Origin of the sequence: Desulfovibrio desulfuricans DSM 642, from assembly GCF_000420465.1 — a bacterium.
Classification (GTDB): Bacteria; Desulfobacterota; Desulfovibrionia; order Desulfovibrionales; family Desulfovibrionaceae; genus Desulfovibrio; species Desulfovibrio desulfuricans.
In genome coordinates this window covers 204,492-220,774 of the sequence record NZ_ATUZ01000017.1, presented here as the reverse complement: position 1 = coordinate 220,774, position 16,283 = coordinate 204,492, and the positions used below count along the sequence as shown (strand labels likewise).

18 protein-coding genes are annotated in these 16,283 nt (G+C 59.1%); 9 read left to right on the top strand and 9 right to left on the bottom strand.

Features of this window, described 5'->3' with window-relative positions:
* Positions 1-226: 226 nt before the first annotated feature.
* Complete coding sequence (locus tag G449_RS0113455) at positions 227-1,957, bottom strand: LysM peptidoglycan-binding domain-containing protein (RefSeq protein WP_051135457.1); 1,731 nt, start codon at positions 1,955-1,957, stop codon at positions 227-229.
* A gap of 238 nt (positions 1,958-2,195) precedes the next feature.
* Between G449_RS0113455 and G449_RS0113450 the strand changes: the two genes are divergently transcribed.
* Positions 2,196-3,008 carry a TrmH family RNA methyltransferase gene (locus G449_RS0113450; RefSeq protein WP_022659841.1) on the top strand — a complete coding sequence of 271 codons (813 nt, stop codon included), beginning with the start codon at positions 2,196-2,198 and terminating at the stop codon, positions 3,006-3,008.
* 407 nt (positions 3,009-3,415) lie between these two features.
* Here G449_RS0113450 and fliQ read toward each other — a convergent pair whose 3' ends face one another.
* The 7 genes from fliQ to era form a co-directional block, all read right to left on the bottom strand.
* Positions 3,416-3,685, bottom strand: coding sequence for a flagellar biosynthesis protein FliQ (gene fliQ / locus G449_RS0113445; RefSeq protein WP_022659840.1), 270 nt, complete (start codon positions 3,683-3,685; stop codon positions 3,416-3,418).
* A gap of 83 nt (positions 3,686-3,768) precedes the next feature.
* Complete coding sequence (gene fliP / locus G449_RS0113440; protein ID WP_022659839.1) at positions 3,769-4,482, bottom strand: flagellar type III secretion system pore protein FliP; 714 nt, start codon at positions 4,480-4,482, stop codon at positions 3,769-3,771.
* A gap of 16 nt (positions 4,483-4,498) precedes the next feature.
* Positions 4,499-5,092 (bottom strand): flagellar biosynthetic protein FliO, encoded by a 594-nt coding sequence (gene fliO / locus G449_RS17890; RefSeq protein WP_022659838.1) that lies wholly within the window; start codon positions 5,090-5,092, stop codon positions 4,499-4,501.
* A complete protein-coding gene (gene fliN / locus G449_RS0113430; RefSeq protein ID WP_022659837.1) occupies positions 5,085-5,726 on the bottom strand; it encodes a flagellar motor switch protein FliN in 642 nt (213 codons plus the stop codon). The genes fliO and fliN overlap by 8 nt, the downstream gene beginning before the upstream one ends.
* A gap of 160 nt (positions 5,727-5,886) precedes the next feature.
* Positions 5,887-6,546, bottom strand: coding sequence for a flagellar basal body-associated FliL family protein (locus tag G449_RS0113425; protein ID WP_022659836.1), 660 nt, complete (start codon positions 6,544-6,546; stop codon positions 5,887-5,889).
* 92 nt (positions 6,547-6,638) lie between these two features.
* Positions 6,639-7,367 carry a YggS family pyridoxal phosphate-dependent enzyme gene (locus tag G449_RS0113420; RefSeq protein ID WP_022659835.1) on the bottom strand — a complete coding sequence of 243 codons (729 nt, stop codon included), beginning with the start codon at positions 7,365-7,367 and terminating at the stop codon, positions 6,639-6,641.
* Positions 7,368-7,369: 2 nt separating this feature from the next.
* Positions 7,370-8,293, bottom strand: coding sequence for a GTPase Era (gene era, locus G449_RS0113415; protein WP_022659834.1), 924 nt, complete (start codon positions 8,291-8,293; stop codon positions 7,370-7,372).
* 462 nt (positions 8,294-8,755) lie between these two features.
* Here era and G449_RS0113410 point away from each other — a divergent pair, with 462 nt between their 5' ends.
* Positions 8,756-9,274 (top strand): VUT family protein, encoded by a 519-nt coding sequence (locus G449_RS0113410; protein WP_022659833.1) that lies wholly within the window; start codon positions 8,756-8,758, stop codon positions 9,272-9,274.
* Between the two features lie 115 nt (positions 9,275-9,389).
* Complete coding sequence (locus G449_RS0113405) at positions 9,390-9,668, top strand: DUF5665 domain-containing protein (protein ID WP_022659832.1); 279 nt, start codon at positions 9,390-9,392, stop codon at positions 9,666-9,668.
* An 82-nt stretch (positions 9,669-9,750) separates the two neighbouring features.
* On the opposite strand, the gene tgt is transcribed toward G449_RS0113405, so the two are convergent.
* A complete protein-coding gene (tgt, locus tag G449_RS0113400) occupies positions 9,751-10,890 on the bottom strand; it encodes a tRNA guanosine(34) transglycosylase Tgt (protein ID WP_027181006.1) in 1,140 nt (379 codons plus the stop codon).
* A gap of 316 nt (positions 10,891-11,206) precedes the next feature.
* On the opposite strand from tgt, the gene alr reads away from it, so the two are divergent.
* The 6 genes from alr to G449_RS0113370 all read left to right on the top strand — a co-directional run bounded on the left by alr (position 11,207) and on the right by G449_RS0113370 (position 15,810).
* Positions 11,207-12,343, top strand: a complete 1,137-nt coding sequence (gene alr, locus G449_RS0113395; protein WP_051135460.1) for an alanine racemase — start codon at positions 11,207-11,209, stop codon at positions 12,341-12,343.
* A 140-nt stretch (positions 12,344-12,483) separates the two neighbouring features.
* The gene (gene rpsF / locus G449_RS0113390; protein WP_022659829.1) at positions 12,484-12,792 is read left to right on the top strand and encodes a 30S ribosomal protein S6; all 309 of its coding nucleotides are present in this window, start codon (positions 12,484-12,486) and stop codon (positions 12,790-12,792) included.
* Between the two features lies 1 nt (position 12,793).
* A complete protein-coding gene (gene rpsR / locus G449_RS0113385; protein WP_022659828.1) occupies positions 12,794-13,057 on the top strand; it encodes a 30S ribosomal protein S18 in 264 nt (87 codons plus the stop codon).
* 10 nt (positions 13,058-13,067) lie between these two features.
* Positions 13,068-13,574 carry a 50S ribosomal protein L9 gene (gene rplI, locus G449_RS0113380; protein WP_022659827.1) on the top strand — a complete coding sequence of 169 codons (507 nt, stop codon included), beginning with the start codon at positions 13,068-13,070 and terminating at the stop codon, positions 13,572-13,574.
* 8 nt (positions 13,575-13,582) lie between these two features.
* The gene (gene dnaB / locus G449_RS0113375) at positions 13,583-15,076 is read left to right on the top strand and encodes a replicative DNA helicase (protein ID WP_022659826.1); all 1,494 of its coding nucleotides are present in this window, start codon (positions 13,583-13,585) and stop codon (positions 15,074-15,076) included.
* Between the two features lie 467 nt (positions 15,077-15,543).
* A complete protein-coding gene (locus G449_RS0113370; RefSeq protein WP_022659825.1) occupies positions 15,544-15,810 on the top strand; it encodes an RNA recognition motif domain-containing protein in 267 nt (88 codons plus the stop codon).
* The last annotated feature ends 473 nt before the right edge of the window (positions 15,811-16,283 follow it).

The window sequence follows — 16,283 nt, the reverse complement described above, 5'->3', positions numbered from 1 at the left end:
TTTTCTTCAATCGCGAGGAGCGTTTATGCTCCCCTTCGCTTCAGGAGTCAACCGTTTTTTTCGTTTCCGCGAAAGTTCTTTTCGCTTGCGTTTCCGTGAACCGTTTCCCCTTGTCGCGAAGGGGGAAATTGCCTTAAAGGCCCCCGCAAGTCAAGCAACAAATGCAAATTCTTACAAAACAATTCATCCATATCTGCGCAAACGGGCCAGCAGCAAGGATTTCAGCTTATTGCTCCACGACCAGCCGCACTCCTGTGCGAAGGTTCTTTTCGTCCACGCTGTTCCAGCGCTTCAGATCATCCACGCTCACATTGTAGGTGCGGGCGATCTTCCACAAGGTATCATTGGCCTGCACAGTATAGGTGGTTTTGCTGGTTTTGGCTGCTTTGGCTGGCTTGTCCTTGTCTCGATCCTTGCCGAGACGCCCATCAGGCCCGGCAGCCACAGGCCGCCCAACCGCGGCCACAGCCTGACCACGACTCTGCCCCCCACTGCTTTGGCTTCCGCCCTGCGCAGGGATGCGCAGCACAGCGCCAGCATGCACCTTGTGCGGATCAGAAATACCGTTGCACTGCTGGATATCCTGCACGCTCACACCATATTTGCGGGCCACAGAACTGAGAGTTTCGTCCGCCCGCAGGGTGTGCTTTGGCCCATCATTGGCGGCAACCACCCGTGCAGAGGATTCCTGCGGTTCCCGGCTGGCAGCCGCGTTGCCGGGCTTGCCCGCCTTGACCTGTCCCTTGGCCGGTTTAGCATCCAGAGCCGCCACGGCCTGGGCAGACATGTTCACCGAGCGCGGAACCAGCACCGTTTCGCCAGCTTTCAAATAGGGATTGCCCGGATTTGCCGCCCGCAGCGAAGCCACGGGCACACCGCAACGCCGGCTGATTTTGTCCCATGAATCAGCGCTGGAGGCCACCGTGCTTGGGGCCCAGCCCGCATAGGGAGCGCACTGGGATGAAGACAGAAAGGCCTGCGCCGCACGTTCGCGGCTTGCCGGTACATATATATATGTAGTGCGGCTGGTGTCGGTCATGGGACGCTTGTGGTGCCTGTTGAATGCCGAAAATTCGTCCATATCCATGCGGCAGGCACGGGCCACGCCCGCCAGATCCGTACCGGGCTTTGCGGTAAGGCGCAGCACGCCTGGTGCGTTGTCGGGATGGATGGGATCAAAGCCAAGCTGGGGAAGATTGCGCATGATCTTGGTCACAGCCAGATAGCGCGGCACATACTGCTTGGTTTCATCGCGCAGCTGCGCCTTGTCATCCAGCATATGGTTGCGCGACTTGATTTCAAAAAAGTCACGCCCGCCCGTGCCCTGCTTGGCGCGGCCAATCTTGCCTTCTCCGGCGTTATAGGCCGCGATGGCCGTGGGCCAGTCGCCAAAGTCGCCATAGAGTTTTTGCAGATAGTCTGCCGCAGCCTCGGTGGATTTGAAAGGATCAAGCCTCTCGTCCGTCCACCAATCCTGATTCAGGCCATACTTTTGCCCGGTATAGGGCATAAACTGCCATGCTCCGGCGGCTCCGGCAGGCGAGCGCACCTCACAGCGGTAACCGCTTTCCACAATGGCAAGGTAGGCCAGGTCTTCCGGCATGCCCCGCGAGCGGAACACGCGCTTGGCATAGGCAAGGAACTGCTCCGCCCTTTTTGATGATGCACTCATGGTGGGGCGGCCCTTGCGCAAAAAGTATTTGTACTGGCGCGTTACGTCCGCCATAGCGCTTTCGGGGATGTTTTTGTCCACCTGCCCTGTAGTATTGAGGGCGGCGGTTTCACTGGCAGTCAGCGGCGGGGAAGTGTCTTCTTCCGGCACAGACATCGACAGTCCACCTCCGGAATCGCTACCTTGCCGTGAGGCGCAGCCCCCGGCAAGCAGCAGACAGCAGACAACAGCCAGAAAACACAGCCTTGCCATTGCCGATCCGTTCCTGTTCGATGCTGCAACCATTGTTCCCTCCCCTTTTGCCGCCCCGGCTTGCCATCTGCCGGGAAGATGCGTACACAGCCGCCAAGGGCTGTCTGTTCCTTCCCCGTGCGCGATGCCACGGCATGGACAGTCAAAAGCCCACGCACGTGCGCAACCGCGCAGCATACCGCATAAATATTTCTAGCGGGTTCTTGCCCGCGCAATCATCTCCAATCACTCAGGCCGCACGGCGGCCAATGCACCCAGCCCGGAGGCGCATATGCATAATGAAACTGAACAAGCCCCGCTGCTGCCGGGCCTCAAGCCAGTGCTGGAACTGCTTGCCAGCGAGCCCCAGCGCATCGACTGCGTCTTCTGCAAAAAAGGCCTGCGTGGGCCCGATGCGCAAGAAGTGCTGAACCTCTGCCGTCAGCACAACGTGCGCTTCAGCCTGGTAGACCAGGTGGCCCTTGACCGTCTGTGCCGTGGCGCTGGCGGTCAAACTGCCCAGGGGCGTCAAGGCCGTGACGGTGTTTCCCATCAGGGCGTTGTGGCCCGTCTGGCCGCCACCGGCTTTACCGAACTTGCCGACCTGCTGGCTGCTGCTGCCGATGCCCCCCTGCCCCTCATTGTTGCCCTTGACCAGGTGCAAGACCCCGGCAACGTGGGCACAATCTGCCGCACCCTGTATGCTCTGGGCGGCGCGGGCATCATTTTGCCCCAGCACAACAGCGCCTACCTTGGCCCCGCAGCCCGCAGGGCCGCTGCAGGCGCACTGGAAAAACTGCCCGTGACCCGCGTCACCAATCTGGGGCACGCCCTCGACAGCGCCGAAGAAGCGGGCCTGACCATTTACGGCGCAGGCGGTGATGGCCCATCAAGCCTCAATGCCTTTGATGAACCCATGCAGTTGCCTGCCGTGCTGGTTCTGGGCAATGAGGACAAAGGCCTGCGGCCCGGCGTTGCCAAACGATGCGCGCACATGCTGCGTATTCCGCTTGCCCGCACCTTTGACTCGCTCAATGTGGCGCAAGCCGGTGCCGTACTGCTGGGCCTTGCCGCAGCACACAGGGCGAAAGATTCTGCATCGTAGGGCAATTTCTGCTCAGCAAATCCCAAAGCAAAAAGCACGCCAACACAACTGGCTCTTTTTGCGCAGTTCAGACAAGCTCTTGACAGCAATAAAAAAGGAAGTGCGGCGGCACTTCCTTTTTTATTGCAAACAAAACAACCCTAAACTTTCTCTAGATTTTTATTAGATAGATTTTATACATCATAGCAAGTGCATTATATACGCGAAGTACAGTTATACTGCTACCCGCATCAGGCTCAGAACATCTGCAACAACATAATATCAGCCTTTGCTGCACTCGCACCTGTGCCAGACAGACAAGCAAAGCCCCGCTGAACGCAAAAAACCGCCCCTAACCAGCGGGCGCGCTGTTGCGCGGCTGGCGGAGCGGGTTGTACGCGCCGATAAGGGCGACCCGTGAGGCAGTTTTACCGGATATATGTGGGGATATTGATGAACACGTCACGAGTAAAGGTAATCATGCGCTCCATGAGCCAGGGCAGGGCCAGCAGCAGGGCCAGAAACATGCACACTATCTTGGGGATGAAAGTCAGGGTCATTTCCTGAATCTGGGTTGCCGCCTGAATAACGCTGACAACCACACCCACGCCAAGACCCACCCCAAGCATGGGCAAGGACATCATCAAGCAAAGTTCAATGGCCTGCCGACCGAAGCCGATGACGAAATCTGGGGACATGGGTGACTCCTGAAAATTGACGGTGTACGAATCTTTCCAACCCTTAGGCAAAAACCGGGCCAACGTTGTGCACAACGCACCGGTCAGAGCAGAAAGCTGTTCACCAACGAGCCGACCAGCAGATTCCAGCCGTCCACCATAACAAAGAGTAGCAGCTTGAAGGGCATGGACACCATCATGGGCGGCAGCATCATCATGCCCATGGCCAGCAGCACACTAGAGATGACCATATCCAGCACCAGAAAAGGAATGTAGATGAGAAAGCCGATGGTAAAGGCGGTTTTAAGCTCGCTGATGACATAGGCGGCGGCCAGCAGCATGGTGGGCACTTCCTCCTTGCTGCGCGGCGCTTCCATCTTGCTGATGGAGTAAAAGACAGAGAGATCTTTTTCGCGCGTATGCTTGAACATAAAGGTGCGCAAAGGGGCCTGCGCCCGGTCGAGCGCCACCTTGTAATCGATCTGCTCGGCCAGATAGGGCTGCAGGGCGTTGTCATTGATCTGCTTGCCCACGGGGTACATGATGACCACCGTCATAAAAATGGCAAGGCTGGCAAGAATCTGGGTGGGGGGCAACTGCTGCACGCCCATGGCCTGCCGCAGAAAGCTGAAAACAATGATAATGCGGGTAAAGCTGGTGACCGTGAGCATGATGGCCGGGGCAACGGAAAGCACGGTGAGCAGGAAGAGAATTTCCAGCAGCACCGAGACTTTTTCCGGCGATTGCGCCCCGCCCGCCAGGGTGAGTTGCATTGTGGGCATGGCCAGATCCTGAGCCGCAAGGGCCAGAACCGGCATAAGGAGGATGAAGAGGCTAGCTGCCGCCAGCGCCGCGACGGGCTTCTTCCATGATCTGTTTGAAATCGGCGTTCTCTGGCTCATGCTGTGCCTGCTCCTCGGTCAGAAGGGTAATCTGCTGGTCGGTAACGCCCAGCAGCAACCTTCTATTCAAGAAGCGTACCACCATCAAGCCTTTGCGCGGCCCAAGCGGAAGCTGGGCCTCCATGACCAGGGCATCGCGCGGAAGCGCCCCCGGACGCGGCAGAAAATTGAACTTGCCGAAACGCCGCGCCAGCCATACGGCCAGCCACAGCACGGCCACCAGCAAAAACAGAATGCCCACGGCCTGTATGTAGCTGCCCCACGAAAAGGACGACTGCCCAAGCGTTGAAGCCGGTTCCGCCAGCGAGGCAGCGGCCTGCTCCGTAGCAATGCCCACGCTTTGCGCGGCCTGCGCGGCCATGTCCAGCCCGTGCAGCATCTGCTCGGCTGCGGCAGCCACTGTCTGTTCCAGCCCCGGCGGCACCGCTGCCGCAGACCCTTGCGAGCCAGAAGTGACTACGCCGCGCACGGCGCTGCCCGAAAGGCCGCTATCTGCGGCAGCTAGCAGCACAGGCAGGCTAGCCAAGCTGCTTCACCCTTTCAATGGGGCTGATGATGTCGGTGAGACGCACGCCGAATTTTTCGTTGATGACAACGGCTTCGCCGCGCGCCACCAGCTTGCCGTTCACAAATACTTCCAGCGGTTCGCCAGCCAGCTTGTTCAGTTCCACCACGGAACCCTGACCAAGCTGCAGCAGTTCGTTGATAAGCAGACGGGTGCGCCCAAGTTCGGCAGACACATCCAGCGGAATATCCAGAATAAAGTCCAGTTCCCGCTTGAGCTTGTTGTCCTTGGGCTGACGGGCCATTTCAGTCATGTCCTGAAAATGCGCGTCTACCGGATGACCGCCAAGCCCTGCCCCTGTGCCGCCAAACGAGGTCGGTCCCTTGTCTTCTTCATCCTGCGCCAGGGATTCTGCCCACTGGGCTGCCAGAGCTTCTTCATCCAAACCGCTGCCAGCCGCACCACCAGGCGCAGCATCAGCAGCAGCGGGTGCAGCAGGCGCAGCGGGTGCAGCAGGCGCAGCAGGCGCAGCGGGTGCAGCAGGCGCAGCAGGCGCAGCGGGTGCAGCAGGCGCAGCAGGTTCTGCCGCATTGGCTTCATCTTCCAGTTGCGCGGCCCACTGGGCCGCCAAGGCTTCCTGATCTTCCTGCGACATACGTCACCTCATTCTCTATTCCAACATGCTCACCCGAACATTCGGGCGGCATCGCGGCAACGGCTCGCCCCGCAACGGGCATGGCTGCCAAAAGCCTCTATCAGAAACCGCGTCCGCACAAAATCAGCTGCCAGGGGCCGCCAGAGGCTGAGTTCCCGCGCTATTCCACGACAAAATCGGTAAAATATACGCGTATGACCCTTTGCGCGCCCAGAATCTGGTTCAGCCGCGCGGCCACCTCCGCCTTCAAGAGAACCTTGCCGTCAGGCGTGGAGATATCGTTAAACGTCTTGCCCGCCAGCAACATGATGATGGCATCGCGGATACGCGGATTGTTGGCCTGCAATGCAGCGGCAACGTCCGCATTGACCTCGACCTCCATCCCCAGCTTGAGATACCGCCGCCCCGAGGGGTCGGAAATGTTCACGGTTATGGGCGGCAATGGCAAAACCTGACCACTGCTGCGCGGCAGATCGCCCTGCCGTTCAATACGTCCATCGCCCGCGCCGCCTGCGCCGCCAGAACCGCCTGCCCCGGCCTGACCGGATGCGCCGCCGCCTGCGCCGCCAGAACCGCCTGCGCCTGTCTGGCCCGCCGCGCCCTTGCCTGCGGCATCCGCAGATGCAGCTTCAGCAGGCGCAGAACCTGCCGAGGACGGCGTGCGGATGAAAAACCACCAATAGCCGCCAATGCCAGCACCACTCAGAGTGATAAGCAAGATCGCCAAAATAATGACGATGCGCTTGGCCTTGGAGCCCTTTTTGGGGTTTTCAGCCTGCCCTTCCGGCAGGGCCTTTGATTCTTTTTCTTTGGCCGCCATACGTACTCCACCGCTATTGTGGGGTCATGAATGCGAACCGCTCAAGTCATTCCGGTCTGTACGGCATGTAGCAGACTTTGTGCCAAAGCTGTTCACACCTTGGCAGGACGCGGCCCGAAAATATCCGTACCTATGCGCACCATGGTGGCCCCTTCGGCCACCGCGCCTTCAAAATCGCCGCTCATGCCCATGGAAAGCTCGGGTAGGGGCAGGCCAAGGCGGGTGCTCAAGGTGTCGCGCAATTCACGCAGCCTTGCAAAATAGGGCCGCGCTGCCTCGCCCGCGTCAAAAACCGGGGGCAGACACATGAGGCCCTGCACCTCAAGGTGCGGGCAATGCTCAAGAACATAATCGGCCAATTCCGGCAAATCTGCAGACATCACACCGGATTTTTGCGATTCGCCCCCAACATTCACCTCAAACAGCACGGGCTGACGCGCACCGCCCTCCGCCAGACGCCGTTCAAAGGCGTCCGCAAGCTTGCGGGAATCAAGCGTATGCACAAGATTGAAAGCCCCCGCCACCTGCGGAGCCTTGCGGCTTTGTACATGACCGATCATGTGCCAGCGTATCCCGGCGCACTGCGCTGCTGTGGCCGGGTCTGCGCTCAGGTCCTGCCTTTTTTGCAGGGCTTCCTGAACGTAATTTTCGCCAAAATCAATCTGCCCGGCGGCGGCCACCTGGGCCAGGGATTCCGCCGGATGCAGTTTTGAAACGGCAATAAGCCTCACGCTTTCGCGGGGACGGCCAGCCGATGCGCAGGCCGCGTCAATGCGGTCGAGCACCCGCGCATAGCGTTCGAGCAACAAGGTATCGCCCATGACTACTCCGCCATCAGGCCCATCTCGCGCAGGAAGGCGGCGTCTTCAGTCCAGTGTTCGCGCACCTTGACCCAAAGCTCCAGATGCACCTTGCCACCCACCAGATCCTGAATTTCCTTGCGGGCCTCAATGCCTATCTGCTTGATGGAAGCGCCCGCACGGCCAATAACCATGGCCTTGTGCATGGGCCGCCCCACGTAGATGACCGCGTGGATCACAGTCTGGCCGCGTTCTTCGTCTTCCTCCCAGCTTTCCACATCCACGGCCACGGAATAGGGCACTTCCTGACGCAGATGCAGGAACAGCTTTTCGCGCACGATTTCCGCAGTCATAAAGCGCATGGGGGCCGTGGAAATCTGGTCTTCGGGGAACTGGGCCGGAGCAACGGGCAGCTTGGAACGGATAAGTTTTGCCAGATCCGGCAGGCCGTCCCGGTTCAGGGCCGAGGTGGGGAAAATTTCCGCCTTGGGCCACATTTCGCTCAGACGGGTCAAAAGCGGCAACATACGGCTTTTGTCCGAGAACAGATCCACCTTGTTGACCACCACAACCATGGGCCGGTCATCGTTGGAAAGCGCCCTGGACAGCGGCTCAAGGTCGCGTTCCAGAAATTCCGGATGGCGGATGTACAGGTGGGCGTCAAGCACGGGCATGATGACTTCGGCCTGGGCAAGGCTCTGCCACACGGCCTGGAGCATGGTCTTGCTCAGCCGACCGCGCACCTGGGCAAGGCCCGGCGTATCCATAAAAATAACCTGGGCTTTCTCGTCCGTAAGGATGCCCACAATCTGATTGCGCGTGGTCTGCGGCTTGGGGGTGACGATGGTCACCTTCTGGCCGAGCAAGGCGTTCAGCAGGGTGGATTTGCCCGCGTTGGGCGGCCCCATAAGCGCGACCCAGCCGCAACGATAGTTCTGATCCGACATTCTTTCTCCCGGCTGGAAACATCCAGCCTCTACCGCCGTAAACTTCGACGGAAATTTTCTGGCAATTTTGCAGGGCGCGGGCGCACTGGCACGACAAAGGCCGCCCTATACGGGCTAACATCTCAAAGAAATTGCGCTTCCGCGTTCGGGCGGGCATGGATTTGCGCACCTGCCCGGCACACTCAGAGTAAACTTTACTCTAGAAACATACTATAACTGGCTTTCTGTCCCACATCCGCGCTTCGGGGTCAAGACGCAGGGCATTGCCCCACCCCCGGTACTGGCCCCAAACCGGACAGAGACGGGCACAGGAGTTGGTGCAAAAACCGGACGAAAAAAATCGATCAAATGACAGCACCTGTGCATTGTCCCTGACGCCGAACAGCCCATCATTATTAAATTTCTGTCGCTTGGCAGCCAGCGGGGCATTCCACAGCCCGCCGCTTGACTACAGGCGCGCCAATGCCTACTCTCCCGCCCATGTTCAGCCTATTTACCTATATTGCACTTATTGTGGGCGTTAACTTCGCCTTTTCAGTCACACCGCTCATCCAGTTGCCCAATGGCGATATGTGGGCTCCCCTTTCGCTCATCGTCGGCTTTATTTTTGTGGTGCGCGATTACGCGCAGCGCCGCGTTGGGCATCATGTGCTCTGGGGCATGCTGGTGGGTTGCGTGGTCAGCTGGTTCATGGCCAGCCCGCAGCTTGCTCTGGCCAGCGCCGCGGCCTTTGCCGTGGGCGAACTGGGCGACTGGGTGGTATACACCTTTACCCGCCGCCCCTTTTCGCAGCGCATTCTCATTTCAAGCCTTGTGGGCGCGCCGCTGGACAGCATCGTGTTTCTGGGCATGATCGGCATTGCCACGCCCTGGTCTGTCATTACCATGAGCCTGAGCAAGCTGGCAGGATCGCTGCTTGTTTTCTGGCTGGTACGCCGCCGCGAACAGCGCGAATGCGGGCTGGAGCACATTCAGGCATAGAGGCTGCCGCTCAACGCATAGTTTAAACCCGTGATCGCTGGATCACGGGTTTTTGTTATTTGGAGGCTTACCGTATAAACTCTGCCTCAAGCGGCACTCCGCGCAAGGGGGATCAATGGACAACAGACCTGAAGCCAGACAGACCGATGCCGAACTCCTGCTGCAACGCCTCGACAACGCAGGCCTGACGGAATACGTCCGGCTGTCGCAAAAAACCGGCAAAATACTCTGGCTCAACTTTCTGTCAGGTATTGCCAGAGGGCTGGGGTTCAGCATTGGCGCATCGTTGGTGCTGGCCGTTCTCTACAAAATAGTGGCCCGCATCATCAGCATGAATATCCCTTACCTTACAGAACTGCTGCAACAGATCATGAACATGGCCAAGGGGGGCTGACTGGCTCTCACGCCTTCTTGCCACAAAAAAAGGGAAGGAACCGTAACGCCCCTCCCCTTTGTATGACTGGCAGTCGCCCGGCCTACGAACCTGCGGCGGCGCGGGCGGCTTCATCGGGATACAGGGCGGTGATTTTCGCCAGAAAATCCATATAGCGCCCTTCCACGATGGCCTGACGCGCGTTGCGCGCCAGATCGAGAAAATAGGTGAGGTTGTGCAGGGAATTGAGCCGGAATGACAGCAATTCCTGACTGGCATACAGATGTCGCAGATAGGCCCGCGAAAAATTGCGGCAGGCGTAGCAACGGCAGTTGGGATCAAGGGGGCCGTCATCCTCGGCAAATTCACGCCGCTTGATGTTGATCTTGCCAAGCGACGTGTAGAGCGTGCCGTTACGCGCATTGCGGGTGGGCAGCACGCAGTCGAACATGTCCACCCCGGCATGAATGCCCGTGGCAATGTCCAGCGGCGTCCCCACGCCCATAAGGTAGCGCGGCTTTTCACCGGGTAGCAGGGGCGCAGTGTGGTAGAGCAGATCGTACATCTTGTCTTTCGGCTCGCCCACCGAAAGCCCGCCAATGGCAAAGCCGTCAAAATCCATGGCGCACAGTTCGTTTACCGAGCGTTCGCGCAGGTCTTTGTAAAAACCGCCCTGCGTGATGCCAAACATCAGATTATGCGCCGAACCGGGCGGATAGGCGTCCATGGCGCGCTTGGCCCAGCGCGTGGTCAGGGCCAGGGATTTTTCCGTATAGGCGTAATCCGCGCCAAAGGGCACGCATTCATCAAGCACCATCATGATGTCTGAATTCAGGTTACGCTGGATTTCCAGCACCTTTTCAGGCGTAAACAGATGCTTTGAGCCATCAAGATGCGAGCGGAACTCCACGCCTTCCTCGCGGATCTTGCGCAGCGAACTCAGGCTGAATACCTGAAAACCGCCGCTGTCCGTCAGGATGGAGCCAGGCCAGGAGGCGAACTTGTGCAGCCCCCCGCGCCTGTGCACAAGCTCGTCGCCGGGGCGCAGATAAAGGTGATAGGTATTGCCCAGAATGATAGGCGCGCCAATGGCGGCCAGATCATCCGGGGCAAGAGCCTTGACGGATCCCACGGTTCCCACGGGCATAAAGATAGGCGTGGGGATGGTGCCGTGAGCCGTGCGCAGCACCCCGGCGCGGGCCGCGCCGTCGGTGTGTTCGATGGTAAATACGGATTGGGACATGCCGCGCAGAGTAGCCGCAAGCGCCGCCCTGCGCAAGAGGGGAGCACGCCGCACCGAGAGCAGATATTCGCGGATTCCGGCTCAAAAAGCTATGGTTTGCTGCAAAAGCCGCGCGGATGCAGCACGGCTAATTGTTGTGCCTTGGGGGCAATATTGTTAAGGTTGTTGCCTTTCATTAAAGGGTGTTGCGCGCAAGGGCCGGGGCCGTTGCGCCGGGGGGCCGCAAAGGACGGCGACCCTTCGCTGCCGCCATGCGCGGTGCGCGGACAAACCGCGCAGAATGTCCTTCAGCAAAGTTCAAATGAGGGAATTCCCTGTGAGCGATTGCACGTTTTCACCATCGCTGTGCCACATTGATCTGGCCGCCATCCGCCGCAATTTTTGTCGCATGGGCAAGGCTGAAAAGCTTATGCCGGTCATCAAGTCTGACGCTTACGGCCACGGGCTTGTGCCTGTGGCGCGGGTTTTGTCTGATGCAGGCGCGCGGCGCTTTGCCGTGGGAACCGTATCAGAAGGCATGGCCCTGCGCGAGGCTGGCCTGCGGCAAACCATTGTGCCGCTTCTGGGCGCGCTCACCGATGTGGAATGGCAGGGAGCGGCCATGCAGGGCCTGACCCCGGTGGTGGGCAACTTTGACCAGCTTGAACGCGCCGCCGCCCATTGCCACGCCGGGCGCATTCTGCGCGTTGCCATAAAGTGCGAAACCGGCATGGGCCGCCTTGGCTTTTCGCAGGAAGAACTGCCCCAGGCTATCGACCGGCTGCGCAACATCCCGGGCATCTCTCCGGCTATGGTCATATCGCATTTTTCCTGCGCCGATGTGCCGGAGCAGGAAGCCTATTCACAGGACCAGATCAAGCGCTTCACCGCCATGTCTGACGCGCTGCGTACGGCATTCCCCGACATTGAGCGCTCGCTCTGCAATACGGCTGGCACCATAGGCCGGCCCGAAGCGCATTTCGAGGTATGCCGGCCCGGCATTTCGCTCTACGGCGGCAATCCCTTTACGGGGACCTCGTGGGAAGGCAAGGGCGCCGCGCTCGGCCTGGAATGGGCCATGAGCGTCAGCGCGCCCGTTATCGAGGTACGGCAGGTGGCCGACGGCCGCAGCGTATCGTATGGCCGGCTGTTCACGGCGCAGAAGCCCGCCACGGTGGCGGTTGTTGCCATTGGCTACGCCACGGCTTTCAACCGCTCGCTTTCCACGCGTGCCGCCATGCTCATCAACGGACGGCGCGCCCCCCAGGTGGGCCGGGTGTGCATGGGCATGATCATGGCCGATGTCAGCGATCTGCCGCCCGTGCGCGTGGGCGACACAGCATGGCTTGTGGGCGGCCCCGCCGAGGCGGGACAAAAAGCGGTCACACCGCAGGACATAGCGGATGTGCTGGGCACTATTTCTTACGAAGTGCTGTGCCTTTTTGGCGGCATGAACCCGCGCGTCTACGCATAGCCCGTTGCATCCCTCTGACAGCGCAGGCTTTCAGCCTTCTGAAAATTTCGGCTTGACAGGCCCATTTGCCGGAAGTATAAGACTCGTTCCTTGCTCGCGCCCCGTGTGGCGTGGGCTGCCAATCCAAAAGGAGAATACCAATGCGGAAATTTGAAACCCTGCTGCTCCTTTCCCCGGAGCTTTCCGCCGACAATCGCGAGGGCATCATCAACGCCCTTACCGCGATCATCGAGCGTGAGAAGGGCGTCATGGTGGAAGTGGACAATTGGGGCATGCGCGACCTCGCCTACCCGGTTCGCAAACTGATGCGCGGCTTTTATGTGCGTCTGGTGTACCAGGCTCCTGCTGAGCTTATCGCTGAGCTGGAACGCAACATTCGCATCACCGACGGCATCTTCAAGTTTGTGACCGTCAAGCTGGCCGATGAAGTGGCCGGGGAGGTTGCCTAACATGGCTTTTAAAAAGAAATTTGCCCCGCGCCGCAAATTCTGCCGCTTCTGCGCAGATAAAGATCTGCCCCTGGATTACAAGCGCGCCGACATCCTGCGCGACTTTATCACAGAGCGCGGCAAGATCATTGCCCGCCGCATCACCGGCACCTGCGCACATCACCAGCGCCTGCTGACCCGCGAAATCAAGCGCGCCCGCCAGATGGCCCTGCTCATCTACACCGCGACGCACGATTCCGGCGTCAAGAAAAAGAGCACCATTTAAGGAGGCGCACATGAAACTGATACTTCGCGCCGACGTTGAAAATCTCGGCAGCCTTGGCGATGTGGTTGAAGTGAAAGCTGGTTATGGCCGTAATTTCCTGCTCCCGCAGGGTCTGGCCATGGTCGCTTCACCTTCCAACCTCAAAAGCTTTGAACAGGAACGCAAAAAGCTTCAGGCCCGCATGGATGCCGTGCGCGCTGACGCCCAGTCCCTCCAGGCCCGCCTGGAAGCCCTGGAAGTCGTTATCCCCATGCACGTGGGCGACAACGACAAGCTTTACGGCTCCGTCACCACCACCATCATCGGCGATGCTCTTACCGCCCTTGGTGTGGAAGTTGACCGCCGCCGCATTCTTATGGATGCCCCCATCCGTACCCTTGGTGAACATCCCGTTCGCGTGCGCCTGCACGCCAGCGTGATCGCCCTGGTGCCGGTGAAGGTCATTTCCGACCATCAGCCCATCGAAGAAGAACCCGCACCTGCTGCGCCCGCTGAAGAAGCCGAGGCAGCCCAGTAGGGGTTTGCGTGGTTTCCCGCAACGATAGCAATTCCGCCCCCGGCCACGCGGCCGGGGGCTCGCCTTTTGGGCAGGGCCGCAACAAGGATGGCCAGTCTCGCTCTTCAGCGCACAGCGCGGAAAAAGCCGAGGCCGACATTCTGCGGCGTGTGCCCCCCCACAGTGTTGAAGCCGAACAGGCTGTGCTCGGCGGCGTTTTCATGCGCCCCCAGCTCATGCACTCCATCGCAGACCAGCTCACTGACGAAGATTTTTACCTGCCCGCACACGCCACCATCTACAAGGCGTTTCTAGAACTTTACCGCAAATCGGCCCCCCTCGACCTTATTGCCACTGCCGAGCAGCTCAAGAGCATGAACGCCCTTGAAGAAGCCGGCGGTGCGGTCTATCTGGGCGAGCTGGCGCAGGCCGTTGTTTCCGGCGCCAATGCGGAATACTACGCCACCATAGTTCGCGACAAATCCTTGCAGCGCAGCCTGATCAACGCCTGCTCTGGCATCATAGTCAACTGCTACGATGCCACGCGCGAAGTCGGCGAACTGCTGGATGAATCCGAACAGGCGGTTTTTTCCATTTCACAACGCACCTCGGGCAAGGACTTTACCCCCACGCGCGAACTGCTGGAACGGGTATTCGACAAGCTTTCCAAGCTGGCCGATGCCAAGGACGTCATTACAGGCGTCACCACCGGCTATACCCGCCTGGACAAACTGACCGCCGGTCTGCAGCCCTCTGACCTCATTATTGTGGCGGCCCGCCCCAGTATGGGCAAGACGGCTTTTTCCATGTGCATGGCCATCAACGCTGCCGTGCGCCAGAACGTGCCCGTGGCTGTTTTTTCGCTCGAAATGAGCAAGGAGCAGCTCATGCAGCGCATGCTGGCCGTGTGGGGCAAGGTGGATCTTTCCAAGCTGCGCCGTCCCTCGCTGCTGACAGACGAAGACTGGCAGCGCCTCTATGACGCGGCGGACGTTGTGGCCCGTGCGCCCATATTTATTGACGACACCCCTGCCCTCACCACGCTGGAACTGCGCGCCCGCGCCCGCCGCCTCAAGGCGGACAAAGGCCTTGGCATGGTGGTGGTGGACTACCTGCAGCTCATGCGCACCAGCCGCCGCACAGATTCGCGCGAACTGGAAATTTCGGATATTTCGCGCTCGCTCAAAGGCCTTGCCAAGGAAATGAACGTGCCCGTGGTTGCGCTTTCACAGCTTAACCGCAAGGTGGAAGAACGCAGCGACAAGCGCCCCATGCTTTCTGACCTTCGTGAATCTGGCGCTATCGAGCAGGACGCGGACGTTATCATGTTTGTGTACCGCGATGACGTGTACAAATTCCAGAAACCTGCCGACCGACCGCCCCAGGGCATTGCCGAAATCATCATCGGCAAGCAGCGCAACGGCCCCGTGGGCGTTGCCGAGCTTATGTACATGTCGCCCTACACTTCGTTTGAGGATATTGCGCCAGACTGGATGCCCCCGCCATCCGAGGGCGGATCCTAGCCAATTTCAGAGCCGTACAACTGACGCAAGAGCTGTCGTTGTACGGCTTTTTAGCATGCTAATTAGTGCAACACTAATAATTACAGCCTGAACGTATTTTACACGCAATAGCTTTCTATTTTAATGTTGGTTGAACAACCAATCCGATTGTTAGCAATGCATCTTGCCACTCTTTATCTTTTCAACGCCCGTTGTGTCCCTGCCATGTATTGAACATACGATGCCCACCGTGTTTTGAGATTCTTTGCACAATCTCCAGAAACTCATTCGTTTATTTCCACTTCCTCCTGTCCCACTGCGGGTTTGCGCCTTTTTTACTCGCGGGGATACGCAATACCAACTTTTTTTTGGCGATTCGTTGACAAGGCCGACAAAGCGTGTTTCCATGTTTTTCATGGGCCGCGTACCGGTAATACGTTTTACTGGGCGTAAGCGCGGGAAGATTGTTTTTTTTGAGAGGGTGTTTCATGTCTAAGTCCATCTATGTCGGGAACCTTCCTTGGTCTGCCACTGAAGAACAGGTCCAGGACCTTTTTGCCGAATACGGCAGCGTTCTGTCTGTGAAACTTGTTAGCGACAGGGATACCGGCCGTGCCCGCGGCTTTGGCTTTGTGGAAATGGAAGACGGCGAAGCCGACTCCGCCATTGAAGCTTTGGACAACTTCAGCTTTGGCGGTCGCACGCTGCGCGTGAACGAAGCCAAACCCAGAGCCCCGCGCCAGCCCCGCTACTAGGGCGCTGTAACGGACAAATATACGCCCCAACCGGGGCGTTTTTTGTTGCGCGCACCTCTTAGGGGTCGCCCAAGGGCGCTCCTGCACATTCTACGCGGCGGGGCTTTTCCGGTAGTCTCTGGCTGCCGAAAGCCCCGCCGCAGCATTTTTGCCTCCGACCGAAGCATCCGACAGATGTGCCTGCCCCATACCCCACAGGGGAGATGCTGGCCCTCCCTCGCGCCGCTGAACTCCCAGCCGCACTATCCGCTTGCCCCGCTCCTGATGCCGTAAAGCTCATTGTTTGAAGCAACACGCTCCGACACAGCCTGCTGTCCACTTTCCACGCATGCGCCCCCCCCGCTCCTGCACATCACCCCTGCGCCCTGCTTCCTCATGCGGCCAAGAGTTCGCACTACGCAACGCTGAGAAACGACTGCACGCTCCCGCACCAGTCCTTGATTGCCTTCTCATAAAAAAACAGACTGCATTGC